We start from the raw sequence: 20,790 nt of genomic DNA on the forward strand, positions 1-20,790 counted from the left end.
CCAAGCGGCAGGTTGCGCCGGTTCTACTTCTCGTCCGGTCCCAGGTCGGGCCCGGCGGCGAACCGCACCTCGCGCGTCGCGCTTCCGTGCAGTTCCAGGACGGCGAGCTCGTTGGCGCCCTTGCGGATCAAGGGGCCCGGAACGTAGAGCGTGCGCTGGGGGCCGCGGCTCCAGTAGCGGCCAAGGTTGAAACCGTTGATGAAGGCAACACCCTTGGTCCAGCCGTCCAGGCGCAGGAACCGGTCGCCGGGGCCGTCGGCCTCGAACGACGCAAACGACAGCGATGGGCCCGGCACGCCGGCCTCGGTGGTGCCCTGCGCCGGCAGTTCCTGTGCCGCATCCCTCAAGGACTCCAGATCGCCGGCGTCGACATGCCGGATCTGCCAGCCCTGCACTTCGACGCCGTTCAGCAGCGCCGGCCCGGTAAGCCCCTTGGCCTCGCCGATCCGCTCGCCGTAATTGACCCTGCCCTGGTCCTCCAGCAGGACCCGTAGGCGCCCGCCGCCGGGGAGGGTGATGGCGCGCTCGCGGAGCTCGCGGCTCAGGACGCCCACGGGAACGCCGTCCAGGAAGAACTGGGCACGGTCCCGGACCTCGGCGAAGGACAGGACGCCTCCTCGGGCAATGTCCACCTCGTAAAGATAGAAACCGCGATAGCGCCCGGTGGCCTCGGTAGTGGGCACCGGACCCGGCGCGGAGGGCGGGGAACCGAGGAGGGGCGCAAAGTCCAGGAGCGGCACGGACGTCTCCACGGAAACAACCGACGCAGGCGCCTCCGTCCGCCCAGCCGGGACCTCCTCCGGCACGGGGAAATGCTTGGCAATGACATCCCGGAATGCAAAGTACTTGGCGGTCGGATGGCCATCCTCGGCGAGCGGCGCGTCGTAGTCATACGAGGTGATGGTGGGCTCGTAGATGCCTTTGTCGTTGGCGCCGTTTGTGAAGCCGAAGTTGGTGCCGCCGTGGAACATGTAAATGTTCACCGAAGCCCCTGCGGTCAGGAGCGCATCCAGCTCGGCGGCGGAAGCAGCGGCGTCGGTGGTGTGGTGGTGGGTGCCCCAGTTGTCGAACCAGCCATTCCAGAATTCGGCGCACATGAGCGGCCCGGCGGGCTGCCGTTCGCGCAGGAACGCCAGGCGCTCCACAGCACGCGAACCAAAGGTCCCGGTCTTGTGCAGCCCGGGCAGCGAGCCGTCCTCGATCATGGTGCCGAAGGGCTGGTCGCAGGTGAACAGCGGAACGTCCACGCCCTCGCGCTTTACGAGGTCCACCAAGTGCTGCAGGTAGACCTTGTCCTTGCCGTAGGCACCGTACTCGTTCTCTATCTGGACCAGGATCACCGGCCCGCCGCAGCTGATCTGCCGCTTCGCAACTATCGGCAGGAGGGCTTCGAAATAGGAGTCGACAGCGGCAAGGTAGCCGGATTCGCTACTGCGGACACCGACGTCGGGGTCGGTGTAGAGCCACGCAGGCAATCCGCCGTTGTCCCACTCGGCGCAGATGTACGGCCCCGGACGGACGATCGCCTTCATTCCCTCGGCCGCCACCAGATCCAGGAAAAGCCCCAGGTCCAGCCCGCCCGAGGTATCAAAAACACCAGGAAGAGGCGAATGCTCATTCCACGGCACATATGTCTCGATGGTGTTCAGCCCCATGAGCCGGGCCTTGTGGATCCGGTCCGCCCAAAGGTCCGGGTGGACCCGAAAATAGTGGATGGCTCCGGAGAGGATGCGGAAGGGTTCATCGTTCAGGAGGAAGTCCCGGTCGCCGATGACAAAAGTGTCCAAAGAAGTTCCTAACGGGGGTGCTGCCCGCAGCGGTGCTAAGAGGAATGCAGAGCGGCGTGGAATGCGTACGAGGCGTTGCTCCAGACCACGAACAGCAGCGGTGCGGGCGCCAGGGCGACGCCGAGCACGGGCTGCAGGACAGCGGCCGAGACGATGATGCCCAGCAGGACCAGCAGGGCCAGGCTCAGGTACCAGCGCTGTGCGACCAGGTAAAGGGATGCCTTGAGGATGCTTTTAAGCCTCGCCTCGGGCAAAAGTACGACGCCGGCAGTCGCCGTCACCGTCAGGCTCACCGTCACAGCGGCCGCGACGACGATCAGCGGCACCAGCACCGCTGCTGCCGGCATGGACTGGACGATGACCAGGTCCAGGCCGAGGAACATCAGCACGGCAACCGCACTCAGGCCGAGCGGTGCGGCCCGCCGGAAACTGCGCGTGTATCCGCGAAGGAAGGCGGCAACAGGCCTGACCGCGGCGCCGTCGTCGTTCAATGAGCGGAAGGCGGCGAACATGCCGGCGAGCGACGGGGCCACGGTGACCGTGAGGGCAAGGAAGAACGGCCAGGCGGCCGCAGGATCGGCCACGAGCGCGAGGCAGAGCACCAGCGGTGCATTGGCCACCGCCAGCAGGACGTTCCCGGCCAGGAAGGTGTAGATGAACCCGAAGATGCTCCCGAAGGTTTCGAATCCCGGTCGCGCCCACGGGCGTCGCTGCTCCGGGGCAACCTGTTCTCGCACGGCTGTCATCCTTTCATTCCGCTCGTTGCGATGCCCTGGATGAAGTAGCGCTGGCCAAGCAGGAAGATGATGAGGATCGGAATCACGGAGATCACGGATCCGGTCATGATCATGGCGTACTCAGCGTCGAACTGGCCCACGAAGGAGCGCAGGCCAAGCTGGACGGTCCAGAGGCGGTTGCTGGTGAGGTAGATGAACGGGCCCATGTAGTCGTTCCACGTGTTGACGAAGGTCAGCAGCGCCAGGCTGGCGAGGGCGGGCTTGGACAGGGGCAGGATCACACGTGCCCAGATGCCGTACTCGCTGAGGCCGTCGATGCGGGCAGCCTCGCACAGTTCATCCGGGATGGTCATGTAGTACTGGCGCATCAGGAATACCCCGAACGCACCGAACGCCTGCAGGAGGATCAGGGCGTTGAAGCTGTTGGTGAGGCCCAGCTGCTGCATCATGATGTACTGCGGCACCATGTAGGCCTGCCACGGCACGGCGATGGTGCCGATGTACGCCAGGAACAGGACATCCCGGCCCGGGAAGCGGACCTTGGAGAAACCGTAGGCGGCCAGCGACCCCGTCAGCACCTGCAGGCAGGTGATGATCACCGCAAGGTACAGGGAGTTCTGCAGGTAGCCCATCATGGGGATGCGGGTCCAGATGTCCGTGTAGTTGCTCCACACGAACTCGCTGGGGATCCACTGGATGGGGACGGTGAGGACCTGGTTGTTTTCCTTCAGTGAGGAGGAAACCATCCAGATGAACGGGACCATGAGCGCCACCACCAGCACCACGAGCACGCCGTAGATGATGACGTTGGCGGTCCGCTTCTTCTGTTCGCGCGTGGAGCGCTTGCGCTGTGAAGCGCGGCGGTCTTCCGGGCTAAATGCCCCGCCCCCCAACGGTACTCCGCCTGTGAGATCAGGGGCCTTGAGGTCTTCGGCCATGTTGGTCATCAGCGTTCCCTCCGCTGTTGGATCTTGAATTGCAGGACGGTGACCGTCAGGACGATGAGGAACAGGACCAGGGAGATGGCCGACGAGTAGCCGAACTTTCCTTCGCCGATGCCCTCCTGGTAGATGAGCTGTGACAGCACCGTGGTGGAGCGTCCGGGGCCGCCGTTGGTCATGACCACGATCAGGTCGAACACCTTGAAGCTGGAGACTGTCAGCATGACCACGACGAAGAAGGTGGTGGGCCGCAGCGAGGGAATGGTGACGTTCCAGAAGCGCTGCCAGGCGCTGGCACCGTCCACTTCGGCCGCTTCATAGAGTTCGGTGGGGATGGCTTGCAGGCCGGCCAGGTACAGCACCATGTAGTAGCCCATGTCGCGCCACACGCTGGTGATGATGACGGCCGGGAGGGCCCAGTCCGAGCTGGACGTCCAGCCGGGTGCCTCGGCGATGCCGATCGCGTGCAGGAACTGGTTGATGGGGCCGCTGTCCGGACTGAACAGCATGTTCCAGACGACGGCGACTGCCACCAGCGACGTGATGTACGGGAAGAAGATTGCCACCCGGAAGAAACCGATGCCCTTGAGCTTGCGGTTCAGCAGCATAGCCAGGACCAGGGCGAGTGCCATGGTGAGGGGGACGTGGCCAAGCGCGTAGACCACGGTGTTGCGCAGGGCCACCCAGAAGGAGTCACTGGCGATCATGCGCTGGAAGTTGGCCAGGCCCACCCATCGGGGCGCGCTGAACGAAGTCCATTCCATGAAGGAGAGGGCGAATGCGGCGAGGACGGGGACGAGGGTGAAGGCGAGGAAGCCGAGGAAGTTCGGAAGGATGAACGTCCAGCCGATCAGCGTGTTGCGCCGGGCCTGCTTCCTGTTGCCGCGGCTGTGCGGTGCAGTCCGTGCCGGGATAGGAGCCTGGGTGATTGTTTCTGTAGTCATGGTTACTTCAGGACTTCGTCCTTGACGCGCTTGCCCATCTCGGCGATCCCGTCGGTAACGGACCGCTCGCCGACCATAATGAGGTCGTGCTCCTGGTTGAGGATCTTATCCGTGGCTGCGGACTTGTCGCTCACCGGCATTTCAAGGGCTGTGTCGTCCGGCGTGAAGGCCTTCTTGGAGAGCTCGTCGGTGGGCAGGCCGTCCAGCTTGAAGTACTCCGCCGTGACGGCGTCGTTCTTCAGGGCTGGCACAACACCGATCTTGGAGATGGCCTTGGCGCCTTCCTCGCCGGCTGCCCACTCGATGAATTTCTTGGCCTCATCGGAGTGCGCTGCGTTCTTGTTCACAGCGAAGGCAGTGGGGGAACCGAACGTGGTGACCTTGCCGTTGGCGTCCTTTTGCGGCAGTGGAGCCAGGCCCCAGTTGACGTTGGTCTTGCCGTCCTTCTTGGCCTGGAGGATGCCGGCGATGTACCAGGTGCCCATGGGCATCATGGCAGCCTGGCCGGATTCAAACATGGTGCGGTAACTGGTTTTCTGGCTCTTCGCGGTGCCAAAGTCCAGGGTGGCGCCGGCCTTCTGGAGATCCAGCGCAGTGTTGTACTGGTCCTCGAAGAAGCCGTAGTCGCCGCTGACCTGGTCGCCGTCGTTCTGTGCAGCGGCGATTGCCTGGACCACTGAACGCCAGATGTGGTGGTAGGTGCCGTAGACCTTCTTGCCGTCAGCGGTGGTGGAGAGCTTCTTGGCGATCTCCGAGTATTTCTCCCACGTCAGGTCCTTGGGGTCTTCGATACCGGCAGCTTTGAAGAGGTCCTTGTTGTAATACAGCAGCCAGAAGTCCTGCCGGTACGGAGCGGCGAAGTACTTGCCGTTGATGTCGAAAGCGTCCAAGCTGGCCAGTTTGTCCTTGCCCACCGTGTCCACCACGCTGTTGATCTCCTGCAGCTGGCCGTTGCTGGCGTACCGGGAGTAATCGATGACGTTCTTCATGGTGAGGACGTCGGTGGTGTCGCCGCCGGCCAGCATGGTTGTGACTTTCTGCGGGTAGTCGTCCGCCAGGATGTCCACGGGTTCAATGTCGACGTCGGGGTGGGCCGCTTCGTAGCCGTCAAAGAGTGCCTTGAACTCCGGGGTGCCCTCATAGTTCCAGACAGAGACCGTCAGCCGGGTCTTGCCTTCGGCCGCCTGCGGTTCCGCGGGTCCGGCGGCGCCGGCGCAGCCTGTAAGGCCGAGCCCTGCAGTTACCGCCAGTGCGATCCCGGCGAGGGTTGTGCGCTTCATTGCGTTCTCCTTAGTAGGGGTTAAAGTCTGCCGCACGTGCGGCTGTTGTTATGAGGTGGGGCGGGGTGGGCCTAGGCGCTGAGGCCGAGGTCTTCGTGCATTACCTGTGCCACAAGGTCTTTGCCGGCGAGGTACCGTTCAAGGTCGTCCAGCGCTGCATCCGACATCCTCCGCGTTTCGGTGCCGAGGGAGCCTGCGATGTGCGGGGTGATGATCACGTTGGGGAGGTCGTACAGGACGGAGTCTGCGGGCAGTGGCTCGGGTTCCGTGACGTCAAGCAGGGCGGTGATGCGTCCAGTGGCGCACTCGGCTTCGAGTGCTTTGGTGTCAAGGAGTGATCCCCGTGCGGTGTTAATGAGCGTCGCGTGGTCCTTCATGGCGCGAAGCTCCCGTGTGCTGATCATGTTGCGTGTTTCCGGCAGGGCCGGTGCGTGGATGGTGACGACGTCCGACACCGGCAGGAGTTCCTCCAAGGTCACCAGCCTGCCGCCCGCGGCCGCCACCTGGAGGGGATCGGCGTAGGGATCACTGACCAGGCAGGTAACGTCCTGGAGTTGCTGGACCAGTTGGACCACCCTGCGGCCGATGCGTGAGAAGCCGATGACGCCCACCACACGGCCGATGTTGCCAAGCTCGCCCCGTTCCGTGGCGTAGCGCCAGTCGTCGCGGCAGGTGCGGGCATCGTTGGCGAGGACATGGGCCTTCTTGCCGGCCAGGACGATCGATGCGAACGTGAATTCGGCAACGGGGATCGCGTTGGCGTCGGCGCCGTTGGTCACGAGGATGCCCCGGTCCCATAGTTCCTCGCTGACGAAGCCCCGGACCGTTCCCGCGCAGTGGAAGACGGCGCGCAGCCTGGGCATGCGCTCCAGCCGCTCTGCGTTGAGATGCGGCACGCCCCAGCTGGTGATGAGGATTTCCACCTCGTCCAGACGTCCTGCGAGTTCGGGCGTGTCAAGGGACTCCGTCCACGGCTGACCGCCGAGGTCGACCAGTCCTGCCAGCCGGTCCAGCCGGGTCGAATCGAACTGGTCAGCAAAGGTTCCGCTGTTCATGACCAGCAGGGCCTGGGGCTTGAGCGACATTGAGGGGACCTCCCTTCGGGTTCCGGACCGGCCTGTTCAGCCGGTTATTTATGTGTTGCATCACATCTAATAATCAGTACATACTCATAAACAAGACATTTCATTCAATTCAATCGCACTCGATCTAAAACAATCAGATTCGAACAAACGAGAAGGATCCAGCATGGCAACACCCATCGGCACCGCAGCCGTGGAAGCGCCGCCACCGTCCCGAAAGCACCCGCTGCGCGCCGCGTGGGGCAACAAAGCCGACGCCTCCGCGCTAATCAAGGCACTCAAGGGTTCGAAGCAGCGCCTCACCGTCCGTCCAGCGACCGACGCCGCGTGGCAGCGTGTTGCCGCCCGCCCGCTGGGGCAGTTGGCCGCACGGGCGGAAGGCGAAAAGGGGAGCCCCTGGCCCCAGCCGCTTGTGTCCCAGTACGCGCGGTACTTCCGCGATGGAAACCGCACGGCCTATGAAGGACTCGTGGCGGATCGACAGCAGCGGCTGACCCGCGCCGTCGTGATGGCTGCCGTGTCCGGAGAGCGTGACTGGCTCGACGAGGCGATCGACGGTGCGTACCTCCTGTGCGAGCAGAGCTCCTGGAGCTGGGCGGCGCACGACGACGTCTTCAGTCACGGCGGGGAGGTGGTCCCGGTCCGTTCCCGCCCGTACCTGGACCTTGGCGCGGGCGAGGTTGCGGCGCAGCTTGCCTGGCTGGACCTGGTGCTGGGCCAACGGCTGGACGATCGGGCACCCGGGCTGCGGAAGCGCCTGCGGTACGAGACGCATCACCGCGTGATCCGCCCGTTCCTGGACCGCCTCGACTGGCACTGGCTGGGCCTCGACGGGGATGTCCACAACTGGAACCCGTGGATCCACTCGAACATCATCGTCGCCTCGCTGCTCCTGATGGACGATCCCGCACTGCAGGCCCGCACCATCGCGCGGTGCATCGAGGGCATTGACCGTTTCCTCGCCTCCATTCCGGAAGACGGCGCCATCGACGAGGGTTTCGCCTATTGGTGGAACGGCGCAGGCCGGGCGTTGGAAGGCCTCGCCGTCCTGGAACAGGCCACCGACGGGATGCTCGACGTCGACCTCCCGGTCATCCGTGCGCTGGCCGCCTTCCCGCACCGCATGCACCTCGGCCACCGCTGGTTCCTCAATGTTGCTGACGGTCCGGCCCGAGCCGCCCAGGGGCTCGCGTGGGACATGCTGCACCGCTGGGCCGTGCGTTTGGGCGATACGGAAGCCGCGCAGCACGCGGCGGCCTTCAACTCCAGATTCCCGGACGCCGCCGCGGGACTCGGCAGGGTGTTGCACTCACTATTGGCGCCCGCGCCAGAGGCCGGGCACCAACAACCACCACTGACGGCCTTCGCCTACCTGCCGTCCGTGCAGATCATGGTGGCCAGGCAGACTCCGGGCAGCGCCTCCGGTCTGACCCTGGCGGCCAAAGGCGGGCACAACGGCGAGCACCACAACCACCGCGACGTCGGCTCGGTAGTGGTCGCCGTCGACGGTGTGCCGTTGCTCGTTGACGCGGGCCAGCCCACCTACACCGCCCAGACCTTCGGACCCGACCGCTACCAGATCCGGGCCATGCAAAGCGCCTGGCACAATGTCCCGGCGCCGTTCGGGCTGGAGCAGGGGACCGGGACGGAGTTCGCGGCCGCCGTTCTCCACGAGCCGACGGCGCAGGAACCGGTGCTTGCACTCGGACTCGGCGCTGCTTACGGACTGGGCCACGCCGAACAATGGATCCGCACGTCGCTGCTCAACAGGGAACACGGCACGGTGGTCATCGACGATCGCTGGAACCTGCCTGAATCTCCGCCGCGAAGGCTTCCGCCAGACGGAACTGACGACGTCGATATCACTTACCTCGTAGCCGGGACCCTGAGCGTCGGCAACGACGCCACCGCGACAGTCCTGCCGCACGGCATCCCGGCTGCCGGGAGCGGCCGGGGCGCCCGGTTGCGTTGGAAGCCGGCCACCGCCGTCGTACTGGTGGATGAATGGCACCTCGACGATCCGCTGCTGCGGGAAGTGTGGGGCGAAAAGCTGACCCGCCTGCGGTTCCGCATGCCAGCCGAAACCCGCGCTTCCGGCGCATTCACCCTCACTGTGGAGGCAACGAATGAGTACTGAATCAAGCCCGGAAACGGGCGGCAAGTCCCTGTTCTCGCTCCAGCGCCGGGAGCGGCTCATGGAGGAACTCCGGGCGCACGGCGCGATCACCGTGCGTGGCATCGCCGCGAAACTGGGTGTCAGCGAACTGACCATCCGGCGTGACGTGAACATCCTTGCGGATGAAGGACTGGTGTCCCGCGTGCACGGAGGCGCCACGCTGCCCAGCCCGCTGGACCGTTCCGCGTCGGCGGGCAGGCCGTCCTCCCACAGCTACTCCATCGGCATGGTGGTCCCTTCCCTGGACTACTACTGGCCGCAGGTCATCAGCGGCGCCAGGGCCGAGGCCGAGGAGCAGAACCTGCGGATCCTGGTCCGCGGTTCCACCTACGACGCCGCCGACAACCGCCGGCAGGTGCAGGCTCTGCTCGACACGCAGAACATCGACGGGCTGATTGTGGCCCCGGACATGACCGGCGAACGCGGCCAGGAGCTGCTTCGCTGGCTGAATGCGCTGCCCATTCCGGTGGTGCTGGCGGAGCGCCGCTCACCCGGCGACAACCCGGCCCACCGCCTCGAGTGGGTTGCCACTGACCACGCGTTCGGCGCCGGCATGGCAGTCCGGCACCTGTGGCAGGAAGGCCACCGGCAGATCGGCTGCCTCACCGATTCCTCCAGTCCCACCAGCCCCCATGTGGTGCGGGGGTGGCAACAAGCCATGAAGGCCCTCAAGATCCCGGTGGAAGGCTCCGTCCACGAGGACTCCGCCCAGCTGGTCAACGGCGATCGGACGGCACATTTCGACCACGTCCTTGAGCTCTGCAAGAAGTCGGGGACCACGGCAATGCTGGTCCATTCGGACACCCAGGCGGTGGCGTTCGTGCAGCACTGCGTGGACAGGGGACTGCAGGTGCCGGGGGACATGGCGATCGTGGGGTACGACGACGAAGTGGCCTACCTTGCCGAGCCCGCCATCTCTGCGGTCCGGCCGCCCAAGCAGTATGTGGGCAAGGTTGCCGTCCAGCTCATGGCCGCCCGCCTGGCGGAGGGAAGGATGCGGCCGGTACACCGCATTGAGCTGAACCCGGAGCTGATCCTTCGTGAGTCGTCAGTCGGCGCGCCACGCGTTCCTGCCGCAGGCGTGCTTCAGGACTCCCTGTGACCCCGGCGGTGGCTGCACCCCGGGCGCTGGTGCTGAGCGGCGCGGGGCGGTATGCGGATCCCTGGCACCCCTTCGCGGAAACCTCCGCGGGCCTTGCGGAACTCCTCCGGGAAGCGCGTTTCGGCGTGGCGACGGCTGACGACGTCGACGCCGCCCTCGCGGAGCTGGCTGCCCCGAATGGGCCATCCACTTTGGACCTGCCCGACCTTTTGGTGGTTAACGTCGGCCTGCCACGGGATGGCCGGCCCTCGCCCGGAACGCCGGAAGCTTCGGCAGGCCTGCGGCGCTGGCTGGCGGGCGGCAGGCCCATGCTGGTGAGCCACGCCAGCTCCACCAGTTTCCTTGACGCCCCTGAATGGGCGGACGCGCTGGGCGGACGCTGGATCCGCGGAACGTCCATGCACCCTGACTACGGCCCCGCATCGATTCGCCTGCGGACGGAAACCGGCGGCCTGGTTGAGGGCATCAGGGACTTCGAGCTGATGGACGAGCGCTATAGCTACCTGCAGACGGCGCCCGCCATCAACGTCCATGCCACCCACACCCACGACGGCCTTGAGCATCCCGTGATGTGGTCCCTGGACCGGGGTCCGGGCCGGACGTTCTACGACGCCCTGGGCCATGACGCCGCCTCCTACCAATCCCCTGAGCACCGCGAGGTCCTGTTGCGCGCCATTGCGTGGCTCACGGCCTAGCCTCCACGACCCCAAGGAACCCATGCCCTCCACAGCGACTCCTGCTGCCTTGACCCTGCCCCCACTGGATCGCTCGGTTTCGCCGCGCACCGGCCTGACCCGCGAGCATTGGTGCGCCTACGCCGACTTCCTGCTCCGCTCCGCCCACCGCTACAGCAGCGAAGACCACGCCAACCTCCGACTGCCTGGTGCGAACAGCGCCTATGGCCCGCGAAGCGATTCGCTGGAGGCGTTCGCCCGCACCTTCCTTTTGGCGTCCTTCCGGATGGCCGGCGATGCCGAGGGGACCGGCTGGATTGCGGACTGGTACGCCCGCGGGCTTGACGCCGGGACGAACCCCGCAAATGCGGACCGCTGGCCTACGCCCGGGGAACTCGGCCAGGCCAAAGTGGAGGCCGCCTCGCTGGCCGTCGGGCTGGCTTTGACCCGCGACGTGCTGTGGGACAAACTCCCGCAGCGGGTCCAGGAACAACTGATCGCCTGGTTCGAGACGGTCATCGGAGAGGAATACCCGCCCATCAACTGGGTGTGGTTCCAGATTGTGGTGGAGACGTTCCTGGCCAGCGTGGGAGGACGATATTCGGAGGCAGACATCGAAGCCGGGCTGGCCATCCATGATTCCCTTTATCGCGGCCACGGCTGGTTTGCCGACGGCCCGGAGCGCGCTTATGACCACTACGTCGGCTGGGCCTTCCAGGTCTACCCGCAGCTCTGGGCGCTCATGGCCCCGCACGATCCGCGGGTGCAGGCCCGGAAAAAGCGTGACGGAGAGCGGCTCGCTGACTTCCTCGACGATGCCGCCTGCCTTGTCGGAGGGAACGGGGCGCCGCTAATCCAGGGACGCAGCCTCATTTACCGCTTCGCCGCCGCCGCGCCTTTCTGGGCGGGCGAGCTTTCGGGGCACACGCGGCTGGCCCCCGGGATGAGCCGGCGGGCCGCTTCCGGGATGCTGGACTATTTTGCCCGCCGCGGGGCGATTAACGGGAACGGCCTGCTCTCCATCGGCTGGCACGGCGAATTTCCCGGCATGAGGCAGTCCTATTCGGGGGCCGGCTCACCGTACTGGGCCGCCAAGGGGTTCCTGGGGCTGGCCCTGCCTGCGGACCACCGGGTGTGGACCGCGGTCGAGGAGCCCCTCCCCGTGGAGGCGGGCGATACCCAGCGGCTTATCACCGCCCCGGGGTGGCAGGTGGACGGAACCGCGGCAGACGGCGTGGTGCGCATCCGGAACCACGGAACGGACCACGCCAATCCGGGAGTTGAGGCGGCAGACTCACCGCTTTACGCACGCCTCGGTTATTCGACCCACACCTTCCCGGACCTTGAACCGGAATCCCTGGACAACGCGGTCGTGTTGGTGGACAGCGAGGGCCGGCTCACGCACCGCACCGGTTTCGAATCCCTCGGCCAGAGGGATCTCGGCGGAGTCCTCGCCGGCGCATCCCGGGCCGGCACCAACTGGATTGCGGTTGAACCCGACGGCGGGCCCGACCATGGCAGCGGAGCCACAGGGACTGCGACCCGAGGTCCCGAAGTGACGGTGGTGTCCCTGACCCGGGGAGCGGTGGAACTGCGGCTGCTCCGCGTCCGCGGCGCAGCCCCGGACGCGGAGGCCAGGTTGCGGATCGGCGGCTGGCCGGTCGATGCCGGATCGGCGGTGGCCAGCCGGATCCGTCCGGTTGCCGGCTGGGGTTTGCCCTTGAACGACGCCGGAACGTGGCACCGTCAACGGCCGCACCCGATGGGGGAGCATCTGGTTATTCCGTGGGTCGGCACGTCGGGGCCGGTGGCGGACGGTGACTACGCCGCCGTCGTCGGGCTGTATGGAAAGGGCACGGAACAGGCCTTGGAGGGTGCCGTTTTGGCCGACGGGGGTCGGCGGTTTGAGTTCGCGGACGGCACCCCGGTTGACCTTGACGCCGTGTGGGCGGAGTTCACCGGCTGACGGCCAACGACATAACGAAAGCGAGTCCCTGGCCGGATGTTGAGCCATCGGGCCAGGGGCTCCCGTTTCCGTCGAGTGCTACCTGGAGGTGAAGTAGCTTACGCACTCTCCTTCGGTGCGGAATCCCGGCTCGACGTTGGTTGCCCAGCCGCCGTTCGCGCAGGCGACCTTACCCGTTACGAAGGCCACGGTGTAGCTCCGCGTGGTGCCGTTCGGGGCGGTCACTGTGACGGCTGCCGTCGGGGTGTCTGCAGTCGCCTGCACCACCGACACCTTGGCGTTCGTATCCAGCGGATAGGCCGCGACCGAGGGGGCAGCCGCAGAGGCCGTCAGCACCTTGTAGCCTTCGATGGCAGGTGAAAAGCCAGCTACGGATTTCTGGTCCACCAGCAGCCGGCCTAGGTCGGGGAGCCCCGCCTCACCCAGGCGGGAGCCTGAGATGACCACCTCTGCCACCTTCGTGTATGAACCACTTGTTGCCAGGGCAACCCGGATGCCGCGCGTCGTGACCGGGTTGAAGGGGACCGTCGCCGGGACAGCCGTGCTGAGGCCGGTCATGGTTCCCGCCGAGGTGTCCTGCCAGACCCCGGCAGCGTCCTGATACTGCACCGTCAGGCTCTGGGCGGCCTTTTCGGCGAGGCTGACAGTTACCGAATCCACGGTGTAGTCCCTGCTGAAGGCGTAGCTCAGGCTGTCAGCACTCCGGCCTCCACTGACCCAGTTGGACCAGCGGGTGGCGGTGTTGCCGTCGCACGTGTTCCTGGCAATGTAGGACCCCTCGGTGTAGCTGGCAGTCACAGAGGTGGTGGGATCGTCCTTGCAGATGTTGCTGCTCGGGACGCGGTCCACCACCAGGACGGTGAGGGTGGCGTCGAGCGGTTTATCGCCGTCGCTCCCCGTGGCTGCCTTGCCGTGTACGGTTGCCGTGCCCACAGCCTGGAGCGCTGTCGGGTCAAGGGTCGCCCAGTCCCACGTGACCGGGAGGTCGTTTCGAACCGATGCCGTGCCCACCTGTCCGGGGACCGTGGCCGGAGCGGCGGCCCGGACGTCGGCCGGCAGAGATCCGGTGCCGACCGTGGCGGAGACCGGGTCCGTGGCAGTGTACTTGCCGACCGTTACGGTGACCTTGGCGTCGTTGAACGGCTCGCCGTAGACGTCAGTGCCTGAACCGGTGATGGTGACTGTGCCGCGCTTCTTCCAGACCGCAGGATCCACGGATTCCCACTGGACCGGCACGGGCCGGCCCTCGCCCTTTGAGTAGAGCGGAGCCACGGTTGCCGGAAGCTGGGGCGCGACGCCGATCGGCGTGCTGAGCTCCACTGGTTTGGTGCCGATGAGTTTGAGGTCCGCGAGGTCAGTGAAACCCCAGGCCTGATGGGGGTTGCCGCTTGCCGTCGCCGTGGTGCCCGTGGAAGAGCCCAGCGCAACAGGCGTTCCGGCGGCGGTCTGGCTGCCGGAAACCTGCAGGGCGATGGCTGCCGCAGCGTTGACCAGGGACCACTGCTTGCCGTTCTCGGTGGTGACGATCCACTGGGACGACGGACTCACCTTGGCCTGATCGAGTGTCATCGCGGCCAGCGAAGCAGCGCCGGACTGGCTTGCATTGAGCACTCCGCCGTTGCCGGTCAGTACGCGGCCGTCCTTGTTGGTGATCACCCAGCGTCGGTCATTCGCGTAGTCCTCGTTGCTGTTCACCGCCTGGAAGGTCCACAACTGCGGGGTGACCTCCGCCGTCGTCGTCCCCAATTCCTGGATGGAGGCCGATCCGTCGGCCCGGGCGGTCAAGTACTTGCCGCTGGCCTCACCGGTCAGGTGATAGCTGTGGCCGTCCTGAACCGGTGCGGCGTCCTCTGCAACGCCGCTGACGCCGTCGACGACGAACGTCACCACGGAGGCTGCAGGCACCTCCAGCGTTGCGGACTTGGCAGATGCGTCGACGGCGATCGGCGCGCCCTGCACGAGCGCGTTGCGTTCGATGTCCTCCAGGGGCGACTTGGTGGTGACCACCGGAGTGACGGTTGCTCCCGGCGCGATGGCTCCGAAGCGGCTAAGGTCCAGGGTGACCTTTTCCGCCGTCGGAGTGTCGTTGAAGTGCACCAGCGTGGCGCCGTTGCCGTCAGCGTCCAGTGCGCTGGCCGTCTTGGCGTTGTCGTTCTGGATGAGGAAGTCGCCAGGGCGGATGTAGTGGGTGAAATTCCGGGTGGTGTTGTACTTCTGGTTGGTCAGGACGCGGCACTTGGCGTCCTCGGGAGTGTTGCCGTCGTTGAGCCGGCGGTTGGAGAAGCCTTCGCGGCCCTCGTAATTGCAGTCGAAATCCACGTAGATGGAGCCCCAGCCCTTGTCGCCCTTCTCCTGTTTGTACGTGTCTTCGACTGGCTGCCACAACACCCAGGCATCCGGTTCGAGTTCCCGCAGGTCGTTGACCATGCGGCTGGCGATGCCCAGGCCATTGGTGATGTTGGAACGGTCCCAGCCGCTGGTGGAGTCGCCCAACACCGGATTGCCGGGCCAGAAGCCGCCCACTTCGCTCATCCACAGCGGCTTGACTGTGGACTTTGCCAGGTCACGCACCCGGCGGCGATCGCTGGTGCCGTAGGTGTGGACGTTGAGCTGCGCGACGGCGTCCTTGGCTTGCTGGCTGTAGCCGTTCCAGTTGGTCATGAACTTGGAGGGGTCCGTCTCGTCCATCGCGGAGATGACTGCGTCGGTGCTGGTGCCGTCCTTGCCAAGTTCCGCTGCGAGCAGCTTGGTGACGCGGTCCTGTGCCGCGGGATGGATCAGGGCGCCTTCCTGCTTCTGGGTGTAACTGGTGGGCGGCTTTCCGGTGGCCGGATCGATCGCGGTGCCCCAGTAGCCCGAGTTGGGTTCGTTGAAGGGGTCGATGGTCTTCACATCGATGCCGCTGCCGTTTTCGAGAAGCTCGACGGCGTGCTTCATGTATGCGGCGAACTTCGCTTCCGCTTGGGGCAAAAGGTTTTCGCCCTTGTTCGAGTTGACCTGGCCGGAGACGTAGCCGCTCTTGGTCATAAACCACGGCGGGGAGTTGCTGAAGGCTTCCCAGTGGGTGATTTGCCGCTCTGTTGCCAGCCGCTCCACCCACCAGCGCTGGTTCCGGTCGGCATCAGGATTATAGGAAGCGGGATCGTCCGGGTTCCACTGCTCGAGGAACGCGAGTTTGTTTGCCTGGGCTGGATCCACGGATCCGTCGGTGTTGTACAGTCGGGAGGATATTTTGCCGTCAGCTGCCTCCTTAAGCGGCTTCCACCAGCCTTCCACTGCGCTGCCGTCGTTGAGGTAGTCCGCGACGTCGGACGCGTTGCCTCCCCCTACGTTGTAGCGGGCGATATTGAGGTTCAGTCCGTCCTCGCCGAAGACTTTTTGGTAGAGCTCCTCGCGGAGCTCGGGGGAATAGCCTGCCGTCGCATTAGCGAACCAGACAAGGCTGGTGCCCCAGCCTTCGAAGGCTTCGCCGCGGCTGGCAGGGTTGGGGGTGATGGTGACAGAAGCGGCGGCATCTGCTCCGGCCGGTGGCGCGGCTGGCAGGAGTGCCAGGGCGGCAACTGCCATGACTGTGGTGGCAAAAGCCGCCACAGGTCTGCGTGTTCTTCGGGCGGAAAACGTCATTGTTGTACCTCGTTGTCTCAGGGGTGCGATGCTGATCCGGCCGTGGTGTGGATTGCCGGGGCTAAGGAATCCGGGAAGCCGGGCAAAGCGAGACTATGGGCGAGGTGTGCGCGGTTCAAGGCATACGAACAGGCTCGTTCGTGCTCGATCAGAGGTGTTCAGCCACGGTAGCGCGGAGGGCGCCAGTTGCGGGACAGCGCCAGCTCAGCGGACCTCAAGGATCAGCTGGAGCAGCCGGGCCGCTGCCGGGCGGGCTGCATGTTCCTCGTTCCACTGGGCCCTGGCCACGGCCTTGCTGACGGCCTGGGTGGTGATGCCAAGCTCTTGGGCGACAGCCTTTTGCTGGCCCCGCACTCCGGGTGTCAGCAGGTCCAGGACACGCCACTCCGCCGCACTGCGGTCATGCACAATGTGGCCAAGGAGCTTCAGGACGGCCTCGGCTTCCGCGGCGAGATCGGCTAACGGACCGTCAACAGCAACGGGGACGCGGTCCTTGCCGTTCCGCAGGCGGTCCACGGCGCGGCGGGCGTAGATCAACCCGTGCCCGGTGGCGTCCTTGATCCGGTTGGGCAGCGGCTCGTTAACCGGCCCCACGCCGATACCCACGAACCAGGTGCCGGAGCGAAGCGCGATCAGGGCAGCTTCCACCGCCTGGTGCGGGGACTCAACGATGCCCTGGACCTCGTCCTCAACAGACCGGTCGAAGTCAAGGCACGCCGGTATGTGCCGCAGGTCCTTGAGCAACTGCGGCACCCGGTCGCCGTCGCGCCGGCTGTCCGTTTGGTTGATGGTCAGCGTGAACATTGTGGATCACAGAATACCCGGTGGCCGTCCTTCCGGGCCTACCACTGCGCGGACGTCCACGGCAGTGAACTTCGCGTCAAAGGTGTCCCCGCTGCCGCCTCCGAGTGCGGAGGCGAACGCCATCAGCATGTAGGCGGGTGCGAATGACCAGCAGACGGCGCGCCAGCCGCCCAGCCAGGCTCCCGACGTCGTGCCGTCCGCGATTCTGACAGAACGCATCCCGGCGGCCGCGTCGCCCAGGCTGCCGGTAGTCCCCATGATCATGCCGTAGGCAAAAAGCACCAGTAACCAGACGGCTGCAAGGGCTGCGACGAACAGCCCGTCGCTGGACAGCAACGCCAGTGAGACTGAGCCGAGTGCCAGATTCTGGACCAAGGAGTTCAGCACTGCCATCAGGATTCCCGAAACGGCCATCACAACGAGGGCATCCAGAGCCCGGCCCCAGAAGTGAGGCCAGCCCGGCTTAGGCACGTAGGACGCCCCGGAGACGGTGTGCCGACGGACCGGGCGTCCGGTGGCGGGGTCGACCAGTCCGGTGTTCCGGGCAAATTTTTCGTCAGTCGTGGCCATGACGGACTTAGTTGACGGGGGCCGGAACAGTGGGGAGCCGCTGGTCAAGCGTGATGTGGCGGGCCTGGGGGCCGTTCATCGTGGGGCTGGATCCCCCTGCGGCGGCGAGTAGCAGGAACAGGCCAACAACCGGAAAAAGTACCGTGCGGGAAAACATGACCCAGCCGGACCGCCAGATTCCTGGTTTTTCGCCTGAGGAGAATCGCACCACGCGTGTGCCCGCCGCGAGGGCGCCCAGGGATCTGCCGCCGGGGCAGAAGAACCCGTAGGGCCATGGCGTGACCAGCCAGGCGGCGATGGCAGCCGTCACGGCCGTGCCCGTTGTTCCTGTGTCGGAACCGGCCATTGCCCCGTAGGCACCAGCCGCCAAAACGGCGATGAGGCCGAAATCCACGCCCCATGCCCCGAACTGCTGCCACGCGCTTGCCTTGATCACGGACACACCGTTGCCCAGCCTGGTGCTTCTTTCATGGACCATCGCCACGTGGGTTCCCCTTATTCCAACGCCGAACCAAAACAGAATGAACTTACCCTGTGAGGCATTGCATCGCGATGGGTAGGACAACCCACCCTGCCCGTAGGTTGTGCCCGTGCCGTGAAGATGTTGCGATGGGGGAGGACGCTGCCGACGGCGGCAATGACGGAAACGGAGGACCGCCATGGCCAACGCGCCCGGTGGGGACACAGTCAGTGACACCACACCACGTGATGCCAGGACTTTGGCAGGCGACAGCAGCGAATTGGCGCTCGTGGACCGCTGGTGGCGGGCGGCCAACTACCTGTCCGTGGGCCAGATCTACCTCCGCTCCAACCCGCTGCTCCGTGAACCGCTGCAGGCGGAGCACACAAAATCCCGGCTCCTGGGCCACTGGGGGACCACCCCCGGCCTCAACTTCGTTTACGCCCACCTCAACCGCGTCATCCGGCGGGACAGCCAGGAGATGCTCTTTATCGCCGGACCGGGCCACGGCGGTCCGGCCGTGGTTGCCAACGCCTGGCTGGAGGGCACCTACTCGGAGATCTACAGCAACGTGGGCAACGACGAGCCGGGGCTTGCCGAGCTCTTCCGGCAGTTCTCCTACCCCGGCGGAATCCCCAGCCACGCCGCACCGGAAACCCCGGGTTCCATCAGCGAGGGCGGCGAACTCGGGTATTCGCTGGCACACGCCTACGGGTCCGTCTTCGACAATCCGAAGCTGATTACCGCCGTCGTGATCGGTGACGGCGAGGCCGAAACCGGGCCGCTGGCGGCCAGCTGGCACTCGCACAACTTCCTGGACCCCGTGGCTGACGGCGCGGTGCTGCCCATCCTGCACCTGAACGGCTACAAGATCGCCAACCCCACGGTCCTGGCCCGGATGCCGGAAGCCCAGCTGGAGCAATTGCTCCGCGGCTACGGCCACACACCGCACTTCGTCACCGTGCAGGATCCGGACGATTTCGAGGGGGCACACCGTGACTTCGCCGCTGTCCTGGACACCTGCCTCGCCGAAATCCGCGCCATTCAGGCGGAGCGCCGCGACGCCGAGGCTCCGGCAGCGGACGATGCAGGCGCCGCCCAATGGCCCATGATTGTGCTGCGTTCACCGAAGGGCTGGACCGGCCCGAAGACGGTGGATGGCAAGCAGGTCGAAGGCACGTGGCGGAGCCACCAGGTGCCGCTGTCCGAGGTCCGCACCAACCCGGAGCACCTGGCCCAGCTGGAGGCTTGGCTCCAGTCCTACGGGCCCAAGGAGCTCTTTGACCAACACGGCCGCCTCCGGCCCGAAATCGCCGCGAATGCTCCGGCGGGGGAGCTGCGAATGAGTGCCACGCCGTATGCCAACGGCGGCATCCTGCTGCGCGACCTCAAGCTGCCGGACTACCGCAAGCACGCCGTCGAGGTTCCCCGGCCGGGGGTTGAGCGGGTCAGCGCCATGATCACCCTCGGCGGCTGGATGCGGGACGTTATTGCCCAAAACCCGGAGACTTTCCGGCTCTTCGGCCCCGACGAGACCGCGTCCAACCGCCTGCAGGACGTCTACGACGTCACGGACAAAGTGTGGCAGTACCGGATAGACGACGTCGACGAGCACCTTGCGCGCGCCGGCCGCGTGATGGAGGTGCTCAGCGAGCACCTGTGCCAGGGCTGGCTGGAAGGATACCTGCTGACCGGCCGGCACGGAGTGTTCAGCTGCTACGAGGCCTTTATCCACATTGTCGACTCGATGTTCAACCAGCATGCCAAGTGGCTCAAGGTCCACCGGGAGCTCGCTTGGCGCCAGCCGGTCGCGTCACTGAACTACGTGTTGTCCTCGCACGTCTGGCAGCAGGACCACAACGGCTTCTCGCACCAGGATCCGGGCTTCATAGACCACGCAGTGAACAAAAAGGCCGAGGTCATCCGCGTCTACCTGCCACCGGACGCCAACACGCTGCTGTCCGTCATGGAGCACTGCCTGGCTTCCCGGGACTACGTCAACATCGTGGTCAGCGGCAAGCAGCCCTCACCCACCTGGCTGGGACCGGCCGATGCCGCCCACCACTGCCAGCGGGGACTGGGAATCTGGGAATTCGCCGGATCCGAGGTGCCGGGAGAAGAGCCGGACGTAGTGCTGGCCTGCGCCGGAGACGTGCCCACGGTGGAGACCGTCGCCGCCGCGGAGCTGCTGAAGGAAGGGGCGCCGGGGCTGAAGATCCGGGTGGTCAACGTGGTGGACCTGATGCGCCTCCAGGATTCCAGCGAGCACCCCCACGGGCTGAGTTCACGCGATTTCGACGGCATTTTCACCGCGGATAAGCCCGTCATCTTCGCCTATCACGGCTACCCGTCCCTGATCCACCGGCTGGCGTACCGGCGGACCAACCAGGAAGGCCTCCACGTCCGGGGATACAAGGAGGAGGGCACCACCACGACGGCGTTCGACATGGCCATGCTCAACGGGATCGACCGCTTCCAACTGGCCATCGACGCGATCGACCGGATACCCGGCCTGGCGGAGCGGCACTCGCTGCTGCGCCAGTCGCTGCAGGACAGCCGCATCCGGGCGCACAACCACACGCGCAGCCACGGCGAAGACCAGGCTGAGATCAGCGACTGGACGCTCGGCGGCGGGTGATGCCG

At 65.8% G+C, this 20,790-nt stretch carries 15 protein-coding genes; 5 read left to right on the plus strand and 10 right to left on the minus strand.

The window, feature by feature from the left end:
- Positions 1 to 23: 23 nt before the first annotated feature.
- The 6 genes from ACFVWT_RS10450 to ACFVWT_RS10475 all read right to left on the minus strand — a co-directional run bounded on the left by ACFVWT_RS10450 (position 24) and on the right by ACFVWT_RS10475 (position 6,774).
- On the minus strand, positions 24 to 1,787 hold the full coding sequence (locus ACFVWT_RS10450) for a beta-galactosidase family protein (protein ID WP_390247740.1): 1,764 nt from the start codon (positions 1,785 to 1,787) through the stop codon (positions 24 to 26).
- 35 nt (positions 1,788 to 1,822) lie between these two features.
- A complete protein-coding gene (locus tag ACFVWT_RS10455) occupies positions 1,823 to 2,524 on the minus strand; it encodes a DUF624 domain-containing protein (RefSeq protein ID WP_390247741.1) in 702 nt (233 codons plus the stop codon).
- 5 nt (positions 2,525 to 2,529) lie between these two features.
- A complete protein-coding gene (locus tag ACFVWT_RS10460; RefSeq protein WP_390247742.1) occupies positions 2,530 to 3,471 on the minus strand; it encodes a carbohydrate ABC transporter permease in 942 nt (313 codons plus the stop codon).
- Positions 3,471 to 4,409 carry a carbohydrate ABC transporter permease gene (locus tag ACFVWT_RS10465; protein ID WP_390247743.1) on the minus strand — a complete coding sequence of 313 codons (939 nt, stop codon included), beginning with the start codon at positions 4,407 to 4,409 and terminating at the stop codon, positions 3,471 to 3,473. Before ACFVWT_RS10465 ends, ACFVWT_RS10460 begins: the two co-directional genes overlap by 1 nt.
- 2 nt (positions 4,410 to 4,411) lie before the next feature.
- Complete coding sequence (locus ACFVWT_RS10470; protein WP_390247744.1) at positions 4,412 to 5,689, minus strand: ABC transporter substrate-binding protein; 1,278 nt, start codon at positions 5,687 to 5,689, stop codon at positions 4,412 to 4,414.
- Between the two features lie 71 nt (positions 5,690 to 5,760).
- Positions 5,761 to 6,774: a hydroxyacid dehydrogenase gene (locus tag ACFVWT_RS10475; RefSeq protein ID WP_390247745.1), complete on the minus strand. Its 1,014-nt coding sequence runs from the start codon at positions 6,772 to 6,774 to the stop codon at positions 5,761 to 5,763.
- 163 nt (positions 6,775 to 6,937) lie between these two features.
- Here ACFVWT_RS10475 and ACFVWT_RS10480 point away from each other — a divergent pair, with 163 nt between their 5' ends.
- Genes ACFVWT_RS10480 through ACFVWT_RS10495 form a run of 4 tightly spaced genes read left to right on the plus strand, consistent with a single transcriptional unit; the run spans position 6,938 to position 12,689 of the window.
- On the plus strand, positions 6,938 to 8,908 hold the full coding sequence (locus ACFVWT_RS10480; protein WP_390247746.1) for a heparinase: 1,971 nt from the start codon (positions 6,938 to 6,940) through the stop codon (positions 8,906 to 8,908).
- Entirely contained in the window at positions 8,898 to 10,049 is a 1,152-nt protein-coding gene (locus ACFVWT_RS10485; RefSeq protein ID WP_390247747.1) for a LacI family DNA-binding transcriptional regulator, read from the plus strand. Before ACFVWT_RS10480 ends, ACFVWT_RS10485 begins: the two co-directional genes overlap by 11 nt.
- Positions 10,046 to 10,744, plus strand: a complete 699-nt coding sequence (locus ACFVWT_RS10490) for a ThuA domain-containing protein (protein ID WP_390247748.1) — start codon at positions 10,046 to 10,048, stop codon at positions 10,742 to 10,744. The genes ACFVWT_RS10485 and ACFVWT_RS10490 overlap by 4 nt, the downstream gene beginning before the upstream one ends.
- A gap of 22 nt (positions 10,745 to 10,766) precedes the next feature.
- Positions 10,767 to 12,689: a DUF2264 domain-containing protein gene (locus ACFVWT_RS10495; protein ID WP_390247749.1), complete on the plus strand. Its 1,923-nt coding sequence runs from the start codon at positions 10,767 to 10,769 to the stop codon at positions 12,687 to 12,689.
- 78 nt (positions 12,690 to 12,767) lie between these two features.
- Here ACFVWT_RS10495 and ACFVWT_RS10500 read toward each other — a convergent pair whose 3' ends face one another.
- The 4 genes from ACFVWT_RS10500 to ACFVWT_RS10515 all read right to left on the minus strand — a co-directional run bounded on the left by ACFVWT_RS10500 (position 12,768) and on the right by ACFVWT_RS10515 (position 18,165).
- Positions 12,768 to 16,280 (minus strand): discoidin domain-containing protein, encoded by a 3,513-nt coding sequence (locus ACFVWT_RS10500; protein WP_390247750.1) that lies wholly within the window; start codon positions 16,278 to 16,280, stop codon positions 12,768 to 12,770.
- A 237-nt stretch (positions 16,281 to 16,517) separates the two neighbouring features.
- On the minus strand, positions 16,518 to 17,117 hold the full coding sequence (locus tag ACFVWT_RS10505; RefSeq protein ID WP_390247751.1) for a hypothetical protein: 600 nt from the start codon (positions 17,115 to 17,117) through the stop codon (positions 16,518 to 16,520).
- Between the two features lie 6 nt (positions 17,118 to 17,123).
- Complete coding sequence (locus tag ACFVWT_RS10510) at positions 17,124 to 17,687, minus strand: hypothetical protein (RefSeq protein WP_390247752.1); 564 nt, start codon at positions 17,685 to 17,687, stop codon at positions 17,124 to 17,126.
- Positions 17,688 to 17,694: 7 nt separating this feature from the next.
- Positions 17,695 to 18,165, minus strand: a complete 471-nt coding sequence (locus tag ACFVWT_RS10515; protein ID WP_390247847.1) for an RDD family protein — start codon at positions 18,163 to 18,165, stop codon at positions 17,695 to 17,697.
- 181 nt (positions 18,166 to 18,346) lie between these two features.
- Here ACFVWT_RS10515 and ACFVWT_RS10520 point away from each other — a divergent pair, with 181 nt between their 5' ends.
- Positions 18,347 to 20,785, plus strand: a complete 2,439-nt coding sequence (locus tag ACFVWT_RS10520; RefSeq protein ID WP_390247753.1) for a phosphoketolase — start codon at positions 18,347 to 18,349, stop codon at positions 20,783 to 20,785.
- Positions 20,786 to 20,790: the final 5 nt, after the last annotated feature.

It is taken from the genome of Arthrobacter sp. NPDC058288 (genome assembly GCF_042880995.1).
Classification (GTDB): Bacteria; Actinomycetota; Actinomycetes; order Actinomycetales; family Micrococcaceae; genus Arthrobacter.

What these genes read in the sequence shown, in the direction of transcription:
- ACFVWT_RS10460 (WP_390247742.1), bottom strand. Translation starts at nt 3,471, where the DNA reads ATGACCAACATGGCCGAAGACCTCAAGGCCCCTGATCTCACAGGCGGA.
- ACFVWT_RS10465 (WP_390247743.1), bottom strand. Translation starts at nt 4,409, where the DNA reads ATGACTACAGAAACAATCACCCAGGCTCCTATCCCGGCACGGACTGCA.
- ACFVWT_RS10470 (WP_390247744.1), bottom strand. Translation starts at nt 5,689, where the DNA reads ATGAAGCGCACAACCCTCGCCGGGATCGCACTGGCGGTAACTGCAGGG.
- ACFVWT_RS10475 (WP_390247745.1), bottom strand. Translation starts at nt 6,774, where the DNA reads ATGTCGCTCAAGCCCCAGGCCCTGCTGGTCATGAACAGCGGAACCTTT.
- ACFVWT_RS10480 (WP_390247746.1), top strand. Translation starts at nt 6,938, where the DNA reads ATGGCAACACCCATCGGCACCGCAGCCGTGGAAGCGCCGCCACCGTCC.
- ACFVWT_RS10485 (WP_390247747.1), top strand. Translation starts at nt 8,898, where the DNA reads ATGAGTACTGAATCAAGCCCGGAAACGGGCGGCAAGTCCCTGTTCTCG.
- ACFVWT_RS10495 (WP_390247749.1), top strand. Translation starts at nt 10,767, where the DNA reads ATGCCCTCCACAGCGACTCCTGCTGCCTTGACCCTGCCCCCACTGGAT.
- ACFVWT_RS10505 (WP_390247751.1), bottom strand. Translation starts at nt 17,117, where the DNA reads ATGTTCACGCTGACCATCAACCAAACGGACAGCCGGCGCGACGGCGAC.
- ACFVWT_RS10510 (WP_390247752.1), bottom strand. Translation starts at nt 17,687, where the DNA reads ATGGCCACGACTGACGAAAAATTTGCCCGGAACACCGGACTGGTCGAC.
- ACFVWT_RS10515 (WP_390247847.1), bottom strand. Translation starts at nt 18,165, where the DNA reads ATGGTCCATGAAAGAAGCACCAGGCTGGGCAACGGTGTGTCCGTGATC.
- ACFVWT_RS10520 (WP_390247753.1), top strand. Translation starts at nt 18,347, where the DNA reads ATGGCCAACGCGCCCGGTGGGGACACAGTCAGTGACACCACACCACGT.